This is a genomic window from Kitasatospora sp. NPDC088742 (assembly GCF_055584905.1).
This window is the reverse complement of the sequence record NZ_JBVJLD010000070.1, coordinates 19,812-36,405: the sequence shown is the minus strand read 5'-3', so window position 1 is coordinate 36,405 and position 16,594 is coordinate 19,812. Positions and strand designations below refer to the sequence as shown.

General features: G+C 72.2%; 13 protein-coding genes. 4 read left to right on the top strand and 9 right to left on the bottom strand.

Going from position 1 to position 16,594, the window contains the following annotated elements:
• The first annotated feature begins 142 nt into the window (after positions 1-142).
• The 3 genes from ACZ6ZR_RS35550 to ACZ6ZR_RS35540 all read left to right on the top strand — a co-directional run bounded on the left by ACZ6ZR_RS35550 (position 143) and on the right by ACZ6ZR_RS35540 (position 3,828).
• Positions 143-835 (top strand): helix-turn-helix domain-containing protein, encoded by a 693-nt coding sequence (locus tag ACZ6ZR_RS35550; RefSeq protein ID WP_465649640.1) that lies wholly within the window; start codon positions 143-145, stop codon positions 833-835.
• A 106-nt stretch (positions 836-941) separates the two neighbouring features.
• Complete coding sequence (locus ACZ6ZR_RS35545) at positions 942-2,060, top strand: alpha/beta hydrolase family protein (RefSeq protein WP_465649638.1); 1,119 nt, start codon at positions 942-944, stop codon at positions 2,058-2,060.
• Between the two features lie 439 nt (positions 2,061-2,499).
• On the top strand, positions 2,500-3,828 hold the full coding sequence (locus tag ACZ6ZR_RS35540; protein ID WP_465649636.1) for a hypothetical protein: 1,329 nt from the start codon (positions 2,500-2,502) through the stop codon (positions 3,826-3,828).
• A 71-nt stretch (positions 3,829-3,899) separates the two neighbouring features.
• Here ACZ6ZR_RS35540 and ACZ6ZR_RS35535 read toward each other — a convergent pair whose 3' ends face one another.
• The 9 genes from ACZ6ZR_RS35535 to ACZ6ZR_RS35495 all read right to left on the bottom strand — a co-directional run bounded on the left by ACZ6ZR_RS35535 (position 3,900) and on the right by ACZ6ZR_RS35495 (position 15,248).
• The gene (locus ACZ6ZR_RS35535) at positions 3,900-4,781 is read right to left on the bottom strand and encodes a CDP-alcohol phosphatidyltransferase family protein (RefSeq protein ID WP_465649634.1); all 882 of its coding nucleotides are present in this window, start codon (positions 4,779-4,781) and stop codon (positions 3,900-3,902) included.
• Positions 4,768-5,457: a phosphatidylserine decarboxylase gene (locus ACZ6ZR_RS35530; RefSeq protein ID WP_396297455.1), complete on the bottom strand. Its 690-nt coding sequence runs from the start codon at positions 5,455-5,457 to the stop codon at positions 4,768-4,770. The genes ACZ6ZR_RS35535 and ACZ6ZR_RS35530 overlap by 14 nt, the downstream gene beginning before the upstream one ends.
• A 381-nt stretch (positions 5,458-5,838) precedes the next feature.
• Positions 5,839-7,041, bottom strand: a complete 1,203-nt coding sequence (locus ACZ6ZR_RS35525) for an acyl-CoA dehydrogenase family protein (RefSeq protein WP_465649631.1) — start codon at positions 7,039-7,041, stop codon at positions 5,839-5,841.
• Between the two features lie 118 nt (positions 7,042-7,159).
• Positions 7,160-7,657 (bottom strand): MaoC family dehydratase, encoded by a 498-nt coding sequence (locus ACZ6ZR_RS35520; protein WP_345290795.1) that lies wholly within the window; start codon positions 7,655-7,657, stop codon positions 7,160-7,162.
• A gap of 1 nt (position 7,658) precedes the next feature.
• Positions 7,659-8,639 (bottom strand): HpcH/HpaI aldolase/citrate lyase family protein, encoded by a 981-nt coding sequence (locus ACZ6ZR_RS35515; protein WP_465649629.1) that lies wholly within the window; start codon positions 8,637-8,639, stop codon positions 7,659-7,661.
• A gap of 23 nt (positions 8,640-8,662) precedes the next feature.
• Positions 8,663-10,687, bottom strand: a complete 2,025-nt coding sequence (locus ACZ6ZR_RS35510) for a protein meaA (RefSeq protein ID WP_465649627.1) — start codon at positions 10,685-10,687, stop codon at positions 8,663-8,665.
• Positions 10,687-12,024 (bottom strand): crotonyl-CoA carboxylase/reductase, encoded by a 1,338-nt coding sequence (gene ccrA / locus ACZ6ZR_RS35505; RefSeq protein WP_465649625.1) that lies wholly within the window; start codon positions 12,022-12,024, stop codon positions 10,687-10,689. Before ccrA ends, ACZ6ZR_RS35510 begins: the two co-directional genes overlap by 1 nt.
• Before the next feature lie 342 nt (positions 12,025-12,366).
• Positions 12,367-13,278 carry a TetR family transcriptional regulator gene (locus ACZ6ZR_RS35500; protein ID WP_465649623.1) on the bottom strand — a complete coding sequence of 304 codons (912 nt, stop codon included), beginning with the start codon at positions 13,276-13,278 and terminating at the stop codon, positions 12,367-12,369.
• 194 nt (positions 13,279-13,472) lie between these two features.
• Entirely contained in the window at positions 13,473-15,248 is a 1,776-nt protein-coding gene (locus ACZ6ZR_RS35495; protein WP_465649621.1) for a 3-hydroxyacyl-CoA dehydrogenase family protein, read from the bottom strand.
• 453 nt (positions 15,249-15,701) lie between these two features.
• Between ACZ6ZR_RS35495 and ACZ6ZR_RS35490 the strand changes: the two genes are divergently transcribed.
• A complete protein-coding gene (locus ACZ6ZR_RS35490) occupies positions 15,702-16,394 on the top strand; it encodes a maleylpyruvate isomerase family mycothiol-dependent enzyme (RefSeq protein WP_465649620.1) in 693 nt (230 codons plus the stop codon).
• Positions 16,395-16,594 lie beyond the last annotated feature (200 nt).

The window sequence follows — 16,594 nt, the reverse complement described above, 5'->3', positions numbered from 1 at the left end:
CCCCCGTCGTTACCTCCTAGGTGGCCTGGGTGATCACCCGTCAGTAGTGGTAGGAACCTCCAGCCCGTGGGCCGGGCCCGAGAATCCGCTTCGTGCGTTCAGCGGGTGCAGGCCGCGGCCGGGCGGCACCTACGGTCTGGGCATGCGCCGAAGACCGCCCACCCCCACGCCGGTCCCGTTCTCACCCGCCGCCGCCCGGGCCCACCGGACGGGCCTCGGGCTGACGCCCGAGCAGGTCGCGGCCGGGATGGCCGCCCACGGGGTGCGGCTGCTGCCCACCCACGTGATCGGCTGGGAGAGCGGCGAGTACCGTCCGGACGAGACCGAGTTCATCGCCCTGGCCCGGGCGCTCTGGTGCCCGCCGGCGCAGCTGATGGGCACCGCCCCGGCCAGCCTGCGCGACTTCCGGGTGGCCCGGGAACTGACCCAGGAGCAGGCCGCCCGCCGGATCGGGGTGGCCCTGCGCAGCTACGAGCAGGCCGAACTGACCGGCAGCTGGCCCGGGGACCCGGAGCAGTCGTACGAGCTTGCCCAGGCCCTCGGCCTCACCCTCCGCGCCCTGGTCCAGGTGACCAACCGTCAGGACGCCCTGGAGAAGTGCCTGCGCCAGTGCGTGGACGGCCGCTGGCAGAGCCAGGTGAAGCCGGTCGCCAAGCTCGTCCCGGTGCCCCGCCCGGTCCTGGAGGCGGTCCTCGCCGAGCTCCAGCAGGACCACGTCGTCCCGGTGCACTGGGGCGCCGCCCCCACCCCCGCCGCCGAGCAGCAGCCCGAGGTCCCGCCCCTCCAGCGCTTCTGGCAGCTGCTCGCCGCCCGCCCCACCGACATCCCGGTCTGACGGACCGTCCACTCCCGTACGGCGGCACTCCGGTGGCACCCCGACCCCACCCCCGGTCGAATGGACCGCAACGTCCGTAGACCCGCCCACACACCCGGGAGCGCCCATGCGTTGGGGAACCGCGGCCATGGTGGCCGCCACCGTCGTCGGAGCCGGTGGCGCGGCCGTCCTGCTGATCGGCCGCCGGGCCTCCCAAGGCGTGGTCCGTCCCGGACGGCCCGAACCCGGCGGCGCCCCCGAACTGCGGGTGCACGACCTGGCCCCCGGCGGAGTGGTGCTCACCCGCAGCGCCGCCACCTCCCTGCCGGGCCGCTACGCCCTGGAGTGGCCGAACGGCGGCCACGCCGTGGTGGGCGAGGTGCTGGCCACCGGGCCGCAGACCGTCACCCGCCGCCTGGAGAGCGTGGACGGCGGCTCCCTCGACCCCGGCACCAAGGTCGAGTTCACCCCCCGGGTGCTCACCGGCGACCCGCGCACAGCGCTCGGCATCGACCACACCGACACCATCGCGGTCGGCGAGTACGGCGACCTCCCGGCCTGGTACACCCCAGGCAAGCGCGGCACCTGGGTCCTGCTGGTGCACGGCCCCGGCGCCGACCGCACCCAGGCCCTGCCGGTCATCCCGACCCTGCGCGCGCTCGAACTCCCGACCCTCACCGTCACCTACCGCGGTGACCAGGGCGCCCCCGACTCACCCGACGGCCTCAGCCACTTCGGCGAGACCGAGTGGGAGGACGTCGAGGCCGCGATCCGGCTGGCCCTGGAGAGCGGCGCGGGCAAGGTGATCCTGTACGGCTGGTCGACCGGCGCCACGATGGTGCTCCAGGCCGCCGCCCGTTCGGCCTGGCGGGAGTCGATCGCCGGCCTGGTGCTGGACTCGCCGGTGCTCGACTGGTCCCGTACCGTCCGCCGCGAACGCGCCCACGCGGGCGTCCCCGCCGCCGTCGCCGAACTCGGCGCCCTCGCCGCGGAGGGCCGCGCCGGCGTCGACCTGGCCGGCTTCGCCCGCCTCGCCTCCGGCACCGACCTGCACGTCCCCACCCTCCTGCTGCACAGCCCCGACGACTCCATCGCCCCCTGGTCCGCCGCCGCCCGCCTGGCCGACCTCCGCGGCGACCTGGTCAGCCTCCACCCCGTCCCCCACGCCGAACACGCCGCCCTCTGGAACGCCGCCCCCACCCCCTACACCGAATCCCTCCGCCGCTGGCTCACCCCGCTCCTCTGACGAACGTGGCCAGACCGCCAGGGGCGCGAGGCTCTGCTGATCTGCGGCTCCGCCGCGGGGCGCGCAGGGGGACGGCCGCACCAGCGACCGGCTGACGGCGGATCAGGTGCAGGTGAGCCGCCTTCCGTACTCGCGCAGTTCCCCGCGCCCCCGGGGTGACCCATGGCCGCTCCAGTGCCTTGTGTGACCGAAGAAATGACCTTCTCGGTCGGGTTTGCCCCGCTCGCGCGAAAAGCCGATGTGACAGGAGGCCCACACACGGGGAAGACTGCACGGCGTGACGTCTCGGAATCCGCGCGACCGTGATGCCCCGCTCCCGCCGAAGACCGGTACCGGTGCGACGGTGACCCGTCTCCCCGGATCGGCCCTCCGGCCCGACACAGTGCAGCCGGGCGCCCCGCGCCGCCGCACGCCCGCACCCAAGCCCGGCCGGGGCCGGGTGCCGGTTCCCGATGGCCTCCCGGCCCCCTCCGAGCTGGCCCCGCTGGCCCGGCGGATGCTCGCCGACGCGGTCCGGATCGCCCGCTGGGCGGGTGAGCTCGAGCACGTCGACAAGCGTGGCGAGCTGCTCCCCGAGGACGCCCGTGCCGCCGGCAAGGCCCTCGCGATGACCGTGGGGGCGGCTGCCCGCGCCTGGGGCCAGGCGCTGCTGGTGGGTCTGGTGGAGGCCCGCGAGGGCGGCGCCGCACCCGGCTGGCGGCTGCATGCCTGGGAGCACGACGACGAGGCCGTGATCCGCGGCTGGTCGGCGCTGTTCGACGCCTGGACGCTGGTCGCCCCGATGCCGCCCGCCGCGATGCGCGGCGTCTTCGCGGTGCTCGCGGGCCAGGCGGTGGACCAGGCCCCGCAGTTGCTCTCCTTCCTGCACCTGGTGGACGGCCCGGTCCCCGACAGCGAGCTGCTGGAGCTGCTCCGCCGGGGTCTGGACGAGCGCCGGGTGGCGGCGGGCACCAGCCCGCTCTCTCCCGTGCCGCACGCCGCCTCCGCCGTCTCGGCGGTCCGCGGCACCTGCCGCGAGCCGCAGATCGACACCCCGCACGCCCCGGCCGAGGTGGCCGCGGTGCTGGACTGGATGCTGGACGGCCTGGCGGCCGTCGGCGCCCTCAGCCGGCACGACGAGGCCGCCGAGCTCTCCCCGCTGGGCCACTGGGCGGTGCGGGCCAAGCTGGAGGAGATCTGCACCGTCGCGCAGACCGCCGCCGGGCACATCGAGCAGAGCGCCCTGGAGCTGCTGGACGCCTGCGCCAGCTACTCGCCCGGCCCGGCCCGCGCCGAGTACCGGGCCTGGGTCGCGGCCCGGCCGGTGGACCGCGCGGTGGCCGAGCTGCTGGACGCCGCCCGGGGCGAGGACGCGCTGCTGCGCGGTCTGGCCTTCGAGGCGCTCCGGGTGGCCGGCGGCACCGCCGAGCAGGGGGTCAGGGCGGCCGTGGACGAGCCCGTGCTGCGCCCGTACGCGCTGCTCTGGCTGGCCGAGCAGTCGGACGAGGCGGGGGTGCTGCCCTCGGACGTGCTGACCGCCGAGGACGCCGCCTGGCTCTGGGTGGACACCGCCGCGGCGGTGCTGGACCACGGGGAGACCAGCCTGCTGGTCGGCCACGTGGAGGGCGCCTCGGCCGGCGAGCCGGTCCGGCTGTTCCACCGCGCGCGGCAGTCGGGGCACCCCAGGGCGGCCTCGGTGCTGACCGCCGTCGCCTCGGTCCACCCGGACCCGGTGGTGGCGCGGGCGGCCCGCCGCAGCGCCTTCAGCGTGCACAACGGCGGCGCGTAGCCGGCAGCGGACGACGAGGAAGGCCCCGAACCGGATCCCGGTTCGGGGCCTTCCTCGTGCGTGACGGGCCGTCAGCAGCCGCGCGACTCCGCGCGGCGGGCCCGGACGTCGCCGACCTTCTGGCCGACCTTGCGGCGGATCACCAGCAGCGGCGCCATCGCGGCCAGCGTGATCTGGGCGACCGCGCCGACGTGCATCAGGGTGTTGCCGCCGGGCAGGCCGGCCGCCCAGGCGGCGAGGCAGCCGATGGAGACCACGATCCAGCACAGGGTCGCGGTGGCCAGCATGCCCTGCGGCTTCGGGTACTCGATCCGACTGACCATCAGGTAGGCCACGCCGAAGATCATCAGCAGGCCCGGGACGAACGGCGGGTCGAGCAGCACGATGGCGATCACCGTCATGGCACCCATCGGGCAGGGCATGCCCTGGAAGATCCCGGGCGCCATCTTGACCGCCGAGAAGCGGGCCAGCCGGAGCACCACCGCGAGCAGCACGGTGAGCGCGATCAGCGCCGAGAAGCGCTGGTCCGAACCCGGGCTGACGATGCCCCAGACCGCGACGAAGTACGCGGGGGCGATGCCGAAGCTGATCAGGTCGGCCAGGTTGTCGAGCTCCGCGCCCAGCGCCGAGGAGCGCAGCTTGCGGGCCACCAGGCCGTCGAACAGGTCGCACATCGAGCCGATCAGCAGCAGCGTCACCGCGGTGGCGGCGCTGTGCTTGTCGGGCCCGGCCGCCGAGGCGCCGGTGATGTGCGGCATCAGGACCCCGGTGGTGATCGAGTAGATCGCCAGGAAGCCGCAGACGGCGTTCCCCAGGGTCAGGAAGTCGGCGGTCGACAGGTGCTGGGGCGAACGGGGAGCACGCAGCTCCCGGTCACGGGCCCAGCGGCGACGGCGCAGGGCCGTCTCCTCGTCGTCCAACCCGACCAGGGTCTCAGGATCAGTCACGGTCAAGGCGCGTCACCCCGGCAGTGGTCTTCTGGCCGACCTCGACGCCGACCTCGACGCCGGCCGGCAGGTAGGTGTCGACGCGGGAGCCGAAGCGGATCAGACCGATCCGCTCGCCCTGCTCGACCTTGGTTCCGGCGTCCACGTACGGCACGATGCGACGGGCCACGGCCCCCGCGATCTGCACCATCTCGATGTCGCCGAGCTCGGTGTCGAAGTGCCAGACGACACGCTCGTTGTTGTCGCTGTCCTTGTTGAACGCCGGGACGAAGTTCCCGGAGATGTGCTCGACGGAGGTCACGGTGCCGGGCAGCGGCGCGCGGTTGACGTGCACGTTGAGCGGGCTCATGAAGATCGCCACGCGGGTGCGGCCGTCCGGCCAGGCGTCGATGGACTGGACCACGCCGTCGGCCGGGGAGATGACCCGGCCCTGCCCGATCTCCCGCTCGGGGTCACGGAAGAACCACAGCATGCCCGCGCTGAGCGCGCAGGCCGGTACGGCCGCGACGGCCCACTTGCCGCTCCGCCGGGTGAGGGCGGTGGTGATGGCGGCCGTGGCCAGCGTGGGCACGAACCAGGGGGTGGCTCCTCGCGCGATGGTGACGCGCGGGCGCCGACCGTTCGCCGGGGCGAGGGCATCGCCAGCCGGAGCGGAGGAGTGAGGGGACGGGCTGATGGGCATCGAATACCTTAGTCGCGGGCCCCGGCCGGCAGAGCTTGGCACCTGGACGGGGGCCACCGCGGGGATCGAGTGATAAAGGGACGGCATGCTGTCCCGGTGGATGGTATCGGGACCAGGCGGTAGGTGGGCAAGCCGCCTGCTGTGCTGGGTGTCCGGTGCGGTGCCGATCCGTGCCTGCTATGTGTACGACCGTAACGCGGCGGGCTGCGGTTCCCCAAGGGTCCGCACTCGGCTCGTGACCCACGTCTCAATACGAACACGGCTGACGGGGCGTCAATCAAGGGCGTGTGGAAGCAGCCGTAGGGCGCATACCCAGGGGGTACACGCCCTACGGCGTCACCGGGCTCCGGCCCGCACGCCGGGCCCGGTGGGAGGTTGGTCTCAGTCCGCGATGCGGTACTCCTCGAGCAGGCGGCGTCCCACGATCATCTTCTGGATCTCCGCCGTACCTTCACCGATCAGCAGCATCGGGGCCTCGCGGTAGAGGCGCTCGATCTCGTACTCCTTGGAGAAGCCGTAGCCGCCGTGGATGCGGAAGGCGTCCTCCACGACCTCCTTGCAGTATTCGGAGGCCAGGTACTTGGCCATGCCGGCCTCGAGGTCGTTCCGCTCGCCGCTGTCCTTCTTGCGGGCGGCCATCACCATCATCTGGTGCGCGGCCTCGACCTTGGTGGCCATCTCGGCCAGCTTGAACTGGATCGCCTGGTGCTCGGCGATCTTCTTGCCGAAGGTGGAGCGCTGCTGGGCGTAGGAGATGCCCAGTTCGAAGGCGCGGCGGGCCACCCCGCAGCCGCGGGCGGCCACGTTGACCCGGCCGACCTCGACGCCGTCCATCATCTGGTAGAAGCCCTTGCCCGGGACGCCGCCGAGGATCCGGTCGGCCGGGATCCGGACGTCCTGGAGCACCAACTCGGTGGTGTCGACGCCCTTGTAGCCCATCTTCTCGATCTTGCCGGGCACGGTCAGGCCCGGGACGGTCGGGTTCGCTCCGAAGCCCGGCGTCTTCTCGATCAGGAAGGTGGTCATGTTCTTGTACGGGGTCGAGCCGCCCTCGTCGGTCTTGCAGAGGACCGCGACCAGGGTGGAGGTGCCGCCGTTGGTCAGCCACATCTTCTGGCCGTTCAGGACGTAGAAGTCGCCGTCCTTGACGCCCTTGGTGGAGATCGCCGCGACGTCGGAGCCGAGGCCCGGCTCGGACATCGAGAAGGCGCCGCGGATCTCGCCGGCCGCCATCCGGGGCAGGAAGTACTCCTTCTGCTCCTGGGTGCCGTGGGCGTTGATCATGTGGGCCACGATGAAGTGGGTGTTGACGATGCCGGAGACCGACATCCAGCCGCGGGCGATCTCCTCGACCACCAGGGCGTAGGTCAGCAGGGACTCGCCCAGGCCGCCGAACTCCTCGGGGATGGTCAGGCCGAACAGGCCGAGCTGCTTCATCCCCTCGACGATCGCGGTCGGGTACTCGTCCTTGTGCTCCAGCTCGGTCGCGACCGGGATGATCTCCTTGTCGACGAAGTCCCGCACGGTGGCGAGGATGTCCCGCTGGATCTCGGTCAGGCCGTCGGTCTGTGCGAGGCGTCCCATCGTGCGGCTCCAGGAAAGGTCTGAGGGTGGTGGGGAGTGGTGGGGCCCCGCAGGCGTGACTCTGCGGGGCCCCGGGCCGGGAGAGGGACCGATGACGGCGGCCCCTCGGCCGGAGTCTCTAGGAGAGGGGCTCGGGGCGGCCGGGCTGGTCGCCGCCGCGCTCCTTGAGGTACTGCTCGGTCGGCACCATCACCTTGCGGCGGAAGATGCAGACCACGGTGCCGTCCTGCTTGTAGCCCTTGGTCTCGACGTACACGATGCCCCGGTCCGGCTTGGAGGTCATGTTCTTGTCGAGCACCACGGTCTCGCCGTAGAGGGTGTCGCCGTGGAAGGTCGGTGCGATGTGCCGCAGCGACTCGATCTCCAGGTTGGCGAGCGCCTTGCCGGAGACGTCCTCGACACTCATGCCGAGCAGCAGCGAGTAGATGTAGTTCCCGACCACCACGTTCTGGCCCTGCACGGTGGTGGTCGCGTAGTTGGCGTCCATGTGCAGCGGGTGGTGGTTCATCGTCAGCAGGCAGAACAGGTGGTCGTCGTACTCGGTGACGGTCTTCCCGGGCCAGTGCTTGTAGACCGCGCCGACCTCGAACTCCTCGTAGGTGCGTCCGAACTGCACGTCAGCTCCCGGCCTTCTTGTCAGATACGGGCTGTTCGAACTTGGAGGTGCGCTGCATGCCGGCGGCCCGGCCCTTGCCGGCGATGACCAGGGCCATCTTGCGGCTGGCCTCGTCGATCATCTCGTCGCCGAGCATCGCGGAGCCCTTGGCGCCGCCTGCCTCGGAGGTGCACCAGTCGTAGGCGTCGAGGATCAGCTCGGCGTGGTCGTAGTCCTCCTGCGAGGGCGAGAAGATCTCGTTCGCGGCGCCGACCTGGTCCGGGTGCAGCACCCACTTGCCGTCGAAGCCGAGGGCGGCGGCGCGGCCGGCCACCTCGCGGTAGCCGTCGGGGTTGCGGATCTGCAGGAAGGGGCCGTCGATCGCCTGGAGGTCGTGCATCCGGGCGGCCATCAGGATCCGCATCAGGATGTAGTGGTAGGCGTCGGCCGGGTAGCCGGGCGGCTGCATGCCGACCACCAGGGACTTCATGTTGATCGAGGCCATGAAGTCGGCCGGGCCGAAGATGATGGTCTCCAGCCGGGGCGAGGCGGCCGCGATCTCGTCGACGTTGACCAGGCCCTTGGCGTTCTCGATCTGCGCCTCGATGCCGATCTTGCCGACCTCGAAGCCCATGGTCTTCTCGATCTGGGTGAGCAGCAGGTCGAGCGCCTTGACCTGGTTGGCGTCCTGGACCTTGGGGAGCATGATGCAGTCGAGGTTCGGGCCGGCGCCCTCGACCACGGTGATGACGTCCCGGTAGGTCCAGTGCGTGGTCCAGTCGTTGACCCGGACGACCTTGGTCTTGTTGCCCCAGTCGCCGTTGTTCAGCGCGTCCACGATGTGGTGGCGGGCGCTCTCCTTGACCAGCGGGGCGCAGGCGTCCTCCAGGTCGAGGAAGACCTGGTCGGCCGGGAGGCCCTGGGCCTTCTCCAGGAACCGCGGGTTGCTGCCGGGGACGGCCAGACAGGAGCGGCGGGGGCGCAGACGGTTGACGTTGCTCATGAGGGTGGGTCAGTCCTTCCGGTTCAGCCGGTCGCGGCGGTCGAGGTCGCGGCCCAGGGCTGGAGCCTGTTGGCCAGCCGGATCTCGTCGACGATCCGGCCGATGATGGTGGTGATGCCGAAGTCCTTCGGGGTGAAGACGGCCGCGACGCCGGCGGCCTTGAGGGCCTCCGCGTCCGCTGCCGGGATGATGCCGCCGACGATCACGGGGACATCCTCCACCCCAGCACGGCGGAGCCGTGACAGGACGTCAGGTACCAGCTCCGGGTGGGCGCCGGAGAGGATCGACAGGCCGACGCAGTGCACGTCCTCCGCGACCGCGGCCGAGACGATCTGCTCGGGCGTCAGACGGATGCCCTGGTAGACCACCTCGAAGCCCGCGTCGCGGGCCCGGACGGCGATCTGCTCGGCGCCGTTGGAGTGCCCGTCCAGGCCGGGCTTGCCGACCAGCAGGCGGAGCTTGCCGGTGCCCAGCTCGGCCGCGGTGGCGGTGACCGCCTCGCGGACGGCCGCCAGCTCGCCGCCGGGCTCGGCCGGCACGGCGACGGGCGCGCCGCCGACCCCGGTGGGGGCGCGGTACTCGCCGAAGACCTCGCGCAGGGCGAAGGACCACTCGCCGGTGGTGACCCCGGCGCGGGCACAGGCCAGCGTGGCGGGCATGAGGTTGGCCGTGGTCGTGGCGGTCTCCCTGAGGGCCGCCAGGGCGGCCTGGGCGGCCGCCTCGTCCCGCTCCCGGTGCCAGGTCTGAAGGGCCGTCAGGACGGTGCGCTCGGAGGCCGGGTCGACCACCATGATGGCGGTGTCCAGGTCGGCCGTGAGCGGGCTCTCCTCGGTGGTCTCGTAGCAGTTGACCCCGACGATCTTGTCCTCGCCGGACTCGATCCGGGCCCGCCGGGCGGCGTGCGAGGAGACCAGGTTGGACTTCAGGTAGCCGGACTCGACGGCGGGGATGACCCCGCCCATCCCCAGCACCTTGGCGATCTCCGCCTCGGCGCCGGCCAGCAGCTCGGCGGTCTTGGCCTCGATCACCTCGGAGCCGTTGAAGATGTCGCCGTACTCGAGCAGGTCGGACTCGAAGGCCAGCACCTGCTGGATCCGCAGCGACCACTGCTGGTCCCAGGGCCGGGGCAGGCCCAGGGCCTCGTTCCAGGCCGGGAGTTGGACGGCCCGCGCGCGGGCGTCCTTGGAGAGCGTGACGGCGAGCATCTCCAGCACGATGCGCTGGACGTTGTTCTCCGGCTGAGCCTCCGTCAGGCCGAGCGAGTTGACCTGCACGCCGTAGCGGAACCGGCGCTGCTTGGCGTCCTCGATGCCGTAGCGCTCGCGGGTGACCTTCTCCCAGAGCCGGGAGAAGGCCCGCATCTTGCACATCTCCTCGACGAAGCGGACGCCCGCGTTGACGAAGAAGGAGATCCGGGCGACCACCTCGCCCATCCGCTCGGCCGGCACCTGGCCGGAGTCGCGGACGGCGTCCAGCACCTCGATCGCCGTGCACATCGCGTACGCGATCTCCTGGACCGGGGTGGCCCCGGCCTCCTGGAGGTGGTAGCTGCAGATGTTGATCGGGTTCCACTTGGGGATGTTGCCGACCGTGTAGGCGATCATGTCGGTGATCAGCCGGACCGAGGGGCCGGGCGGGAAGACGTGCGTCCCGCGCGACAGGTACTCCTTGACGATGTCGTTCTGGGTGGTGCCGGTGAGCTTGGCGATGTCCGCGCCCTGCTCCTCGGCGACCACCTGGTAGAGCGCCAGCAGCCACATGGCGGTGGCGTTGATCGTCATCGAGGTGTTGGTCTGCTCCAGCGGGATGCCGTCGAACAGCGTCCGCATGTCGCCGACGTGGCCGACCGGCACCCCCACCCGGCCGACCTCGCCGCGGGCCAGCACGTGGTCCGAGTCGTAGCCGGTCTGGGTGGGCAGGTCGAAGGCGACCGAGAGGCCGGTCTGACCCTTCGCCAGGTTCTTCCGGTAGAGCGCGTTGGAGTCACTCGCGGTGGAGTGCCCCGCGTACGTGCGCATCAGCCACGGACGGTCCCGGTCGGCGCCCATCAGATGTTCCGGAAGCGGTTGATCGAGGGGAGGTGCTGCTCGCGGAGCTCCTGGTTGCGGACGCCCAGGCCCTGCTGCGGGGCCAGGCAGAGCACGCCGACCTTGCCCTGGTGCTTGTTGTGGTGCACGTCCAGGGCGGCCTGCCCGGTCTCCTCCAGGGTGTAGACCTTGGAGAGGGTCGGGTGGATCTTGCCCTTGGCGACCAGGCGGTTGGCCTCGAAGGCCTCGCGGTAGTTGGCGAAGTGCGAGCCGACGATGCGCTTCAGCGACATCCACAGGTAGCGGTTGTCGTACTGGTGCATGAAGCCGGAGGTGGAGGCGCAGGTGACGATGGTGCCGCCCTTGCGGGTGACGTAGACCGAGGCGCCGAAGGTCTCGCGGCCCGGGTGCTCGAAGACGATGTCCACGTCCTCGCCGCCGGTGAACTCGCGGATCTTGCCGCCCAGGCGCTTCCACTCCCGCGGGTCCTGGTTGTTCTCGTCCTTCCAGAACTTGTAGCCCTCGGCGGACCGGTCGATGATCGCCTCGGCGCCCATGGCGCGGCAGATGTCGGCCTTGGCCTCGCTGGAGACCACGCAGATCGGGGTGGCGCCGCCGGCCAGCGCGTACTGGGTGGCGTACGAGCCGAGGCCGCCGCTGGCGCCCCAGATCAGCACGTTGTCCCCTTGCTTCATGCCCGCGCCGTTCCGCGAGACCAGCTGGCGGTAGGCGGTGGAGTTGACCAGGCCCGGGGAGGCGGCCTCCTCCCAGGTGAGGTGCTTGGGCTTGGGCAGCAGCTGGTTGGTCTTCACCAGGGCGATCTCGGCCAGGCCGCCGAAGTTGGTCTCGAAGCCCCAGATGCGCTGCTCCGGGTCCATCATCGTGTCGTTGTGGCCGTCCGGGGACTCCAGCTCGACCGAGAGGCAGTGCGCGACGACCTCGTCGCCCGGCTTCCAGGCGTTGACGCCGGCGCCGGTGCGCAGGACCACGCCCGCGAGGTCGGAGCCGAGCACGTGGTACGGCAGGTCGTGACGCTTCGTCAGCGGTGAGAGGCGGCCGTAGCGCTCCAGGAAGCCGAAGGTGGAGACCGGCTCGAAGATCGAGGACCAGACGGTGTTGTAGTTCACCGAGCTGGCCATCACGGCGACCAGGGCCTCGCCCGGGCCGAGCTCGGGCAGCGGCACCTCGTCGAGGTGCAGGGACTTGCGGGGGTCCTTGTCGCGGCTCGCCTGGCCGGCGAACATCTGCTCCTCGTCCTTGTGGAGCGTGACCGCCCGGTAGGACTCCGGCAGCTTGAGCCCGGCGAAGTCCGCCGAGGTGCTGTCGGGGTTGAGGATCGTGTCGAGGATTTCCTTCATGGCTGCCTCCGAAGGCGTACCTGTGTGAGGGCGCACAGGGCGTCTGGGGGAGCCGGGAGCGGACACCGGCTTCGCTGTCGGTCTGGGTGGGAACTGCTGGAAAGTCTGGGGGCTGCGACGGCTGGTGGTGTCGCACCTGGCACGGCGCGCCGAGGTGGGGAGCCGCGGCGCCGCGTTGGTGAGCAACAAGGTAGTGGCACCCTGTGCCACTCGTAAAGACACCGCGTGCCATGAATTCGAGTGAAGCAGCACACGCCCGCCCGTGCCCGCCGAGGACATGCGGAAGGCCCGCCCCGTGAAGTCGGGGCGGGCCTTCCGGTACCGCTCTGACCTGCGGAGACGTCAGGCGGTGGGGGCGCTGAGGGCGGCCTTGATCCGGTCCACCACCTGCTCCAGCGGGGCGTCGGTGCGGGTGACTGTGATGAGCACCTCACCTCCGGCGAGGCCCGAGGTGGCACCGAGTGCGCCCGTCGTCATGACCTCGAAGGACGGTGACGGTGTCACATTGGCACCGGGTGCCACACCCGTGCCGCGCCGCCTCATGCCGTTCGGCGCGGTGGCCCAGAAGGTGCCCCGGATGACGTCGAAGGAGTGGTCCAGCTGGGCCTCCACGTCGCCCGAGCCGCCGGCCCGCAGCCAGCGCCGCAGCACGTGGTTGTGGGCCGCGACCACGGCCGCCGCCGAGACCTCGGCCAGCATCGAGTCGTCGTCCCCGCCGCGCTGCCAGCCCGGCGGGATCTCCTCGGCCGCGTCGAAGCGGCCCAGCAGGTACCGGGTGAACAGGCGCTCGTACCGGGAGACCACCGCGATCTCCCGCTCGCGCAGCGCCGGGACCTGACGGATCAACTGGTACCGGGCCACCGAGACGCCCGGGGTGGAGGCGTACATCCGGAGCACCTCCTTGATGCCCCGGCAGACCACGTCCAGCGGGTGCTCCTCGGAGTCCGCGCTGGCCAGCAGGTCGGCCACCCGGACCAGGGTGTCGTCGTGGTCCGGGAAGATCGCCTCCTCCTTGGACCGGAAGTACCGGAAGAAGGTCCGCCGGGCCACGCCGGCCGCGGCGGCGATCTGGTCGACGGTGGTCTCCTCGTACCCCTGGGAGGAGAACAGGTCCATCGCGGCGGTCGCCAGGTCCTGGCGCATCTGGAGCCGCTGGGCGGCCGCCCGGCGGCTGCCGGCCCCGGTGTCGGCGGCCGTCCGGCCGCCCTCCGGCCGCGCCGGGGCTGACGTTTCGGATGACTGTTCCCGGTCCATGCCCGGAACGCTACACGTACCGGGAGGCCCTCCTGCGGGCTTCGCCCGCCGCAGCGGAGGCGCCGGGGCGGAGACCGCCGGGCGGGGCCACCGCCCGGCAGCGGCGCCTGGCCCCCAGGCGGGCCGGACGGCTCTCGCCGGGGCGGCGGCCCGGCCGTCCGGGGACGGTGCCCCGGCGGCCGGCTGACGGCCCGTCACCGGCGCAGGTGGTCGCGGAACCCGCGGCCCGTCTTGCGGCCCAGGCACCCGGCCGCCACCAGGTGCTCCAGCAGCGGGGCGGCGGCCAGGCCGGGCTCCCGGAACTCCTGGTGCAGCACCTGCTCGATGGTGAGCGAGACGTCCAGGCCGACCACGTCCAGCAGCTCGAAGGGGCCCATCGGGTAGCCGCAGCCGAGCTTCATCGCGGTGTCGATGTCGTCCACCGTGGCGTAGTGCTCCTGGAGCATCCGGACGGCGTCGTTGAGGTACGGGAAGAGCAGCGCGTTGACGATGAAGCCGGCCCGGTCACCGCACTCCACCGGGTGCTTCTTCACCGCGGTGCACAGCTCCAGCACGGTGGAGGTGACGTCCGGCGCGGTCAGCACGGTGGAGACCACCTCGACCAGCTTCATCGCCGGGGCCGGGTTGAAGAAGTGCATGCCGATCACGTCCTGCGGCCGCGAGGTGGCGGTCGCACAGCTGATCACCGGCAGCGAGGAGGTGGTGGTGGCCAGCACCGCGCCCGGCTTGCAGATCTTGTCCAGGGTGGCGAACAGCTCCCGCTTGACCGCCAGGTCCTCGGCCACCGCCTCCACCACCAGGTCGGCCTCGGCCAGCTCCTGGTACGAACCGGCCGGGGTGACCAGGGCCAGCGCGGCGTCGCGCTGCTCCTCGGTCAGCCGGCCGCGCTTGACCGAGCGCTCCAGCGAACCGGCCAGCTGGGCCTTGGCGGCGTCCGCCTTGGCCTGGCTGCGGGCGGTCAGCACCACCGCGTACCCGGCCTTGGCGAACACCTCGGCGATGCCGGTGGCCATGGTGCCGGAGCCGCAGACGCCGACGGTGCGCACCTCGCGCCCGGCCGGGCGCTCGGCAGCGGCGGCGCCGGTCTCGGTCACCACCCGGGAGGAGCCGGGGGACTGGTAGGTGTAGAAGCCGCGCCCGCTCTTGCGGCCCAGCAGCCCGGCCGCGACCAGCTGGCCGAGGATCGGGGCGGGGGCGTGCAGCCGGTCCCTGGACTGCTCGTACATCGCCTCCAGGACGGTGCGCGCGGTGTCCACGCCGATCAGGTCCAGCAGCGCCAGTGGGCCCATCGGCAGGCCGCAGCCGAGCCGCATGGCGGCGTCGATGTCCTCCCGGGTGGCGTACTTGGACTCGTACATCGCGGCGGCCTGGTTGAGGTACGCGAACAGCAGCCCGTTCACCACGAAACCGGGCCGGTCACCGGCGGCCACCGGCTCCTTGCCCAGGTCGCGGGCGAACTCGGCGGCCTGCTCGGCCACCTGAGGGGTGGTCAGCACGGTGCGGACCACCTCGACCAGCTTCATGGTGTGCACGGGGTTGAAGAAGTGCAGGCCCAGCACCCGCTCGGGGCGGCCGGTGGCGGCGGCGATCCGGGTGACCGAGAGCGCGGTGGTGCCGGTGGCCAGCACCGTCTCCGGCGGGCAGATCCGGTCCAGCTCGGCGAACAGCTCGCGCTTCAGCTCCAGCTGCTCCGGGACCTCCTCGATCACCAGGTCGGCGGTGGCCGCCGCGTCCAGCCGGTCGCCGACCGAGACCAGCGCGAGCAGTGCGGTGCGCTCCTGCTCGGTGAGCCGCTCCCGGCGGACGGCGGCCGCGGTGGCCTCCTCGATCCGGGCCAGCGCGGCGGCGGCCTCGGTCGGACCGGCCTCGATGCCGATCACCCGGCGGCCGCTGCGGGCCACCGCGACGGCGATGCCGGCACCCATGGTGCCGAGGCCGACCACGGCGACGGTGGGGAAGGGACGCTCCATTGTCCTGACTCCTTGTCATGGGACCGCGCCGCCCTCCCCGGCCCGGCGCACGGCTCGACGTCGAGCGGCGGCCCTGGGCATGGGGGACGAGGGTATGGCGGCGCGGTGGCGGGAGATGACGGGTGCGGCGTCACGCGGCAGGCCGGTCCGCTCCGGCTCTGGCGCTGAACTGCCGTGGTACTCAGGCGCACTGACGATGTGTGCCGGGTCCGCCAGGGTGCGATGGCACGGCGGACGCGGCCCCGCCGGTGCGGCTCCCGAAGCCCGGCGCTGGTGCGTGCGGGTCACTGTAGCGAAGTTACTTCCAGGTAGGAAGAGTTCGCGCCCGGGTGTTTCCGGCGCCGAGGTGACAAGGCCTGGGCGGATTTCCGCCGGGACGCCGCCGCCCTCCGCCCGGAGGGCGATGCTCGGCCGGTAGGGACAGACGCTGGACACGAGAGTCGGGGACAGGACATGAACGACTTCGGCACGGCGGAGCGGATCGCCCAGATCAAGGCGGCCTCCGACCGACTGGGCGAGCTGATCGCGGAGCTGACCGACGAGCAGGCCCGGGCGGCCACCGAGCTGCCCGAGTGGACCAGGGGCCACATCCTGGCCCACCTCGCGGGCATGGGCCCGGCCTTCGCCCGCCAGGCGGAGTACGCCCTGCGCGGCGAGCAGACCGCCGTCTACGACCGGGGCCCGGCCTCCCGGAACGGGCTGATCGAGGCCAACCACGACAAGCCGGCCCAGTGGCTGCGGGAGTCCTTCGCCCAGGGCTCCGAGACGCTGTTCGCGGCCTGGGAGAAGCTGGGCGAGGAGGACTGGCAGCTCCCCAGCCCCTACCGGGGCAGCCTGCTGGCCACCCAGCTCTCGTACTGGCGCGAGGTCGAGCTGCACGCGATCGACCTCGGCCTCGGCTACCGGCTGGACGCGGTCACCGACGAACTGGCCGACCACCTGCTGCAGTTCCTCGCCGTCCGGCTGCCGGCCGGGGTGACGGCGGTGCCCAGCGACGGCGGCCCGGCGATCGGCGACCCGGAGGGCACCGTGACGGTCCGCGGCACCCGCCGGGAGCTGGCCGGCTGGCTCTCCGGCCGCCCGGCCGCCACCGCGCCCACCGCCGAGGGCTCGGCCGGCCTGCCGGAGATCGGCGACTGGCCGTGACGGTGACTCGCTAGTGCCGTGCCCGGCAAGGTCTGCCCCGTCACGCCGCCCGGCACGCACTCTCGCCGCACCGGCCAAAAGCCCGGGTAGCTCCGCTACGACGGGCCTTCGCCCGGCACGCCGATAGCACGCACCGAACGACGCGACGGGGCAAACCTTGCCGGGCACGGCACTAGGCGGAACGCGAAGGGCCCCGCCTC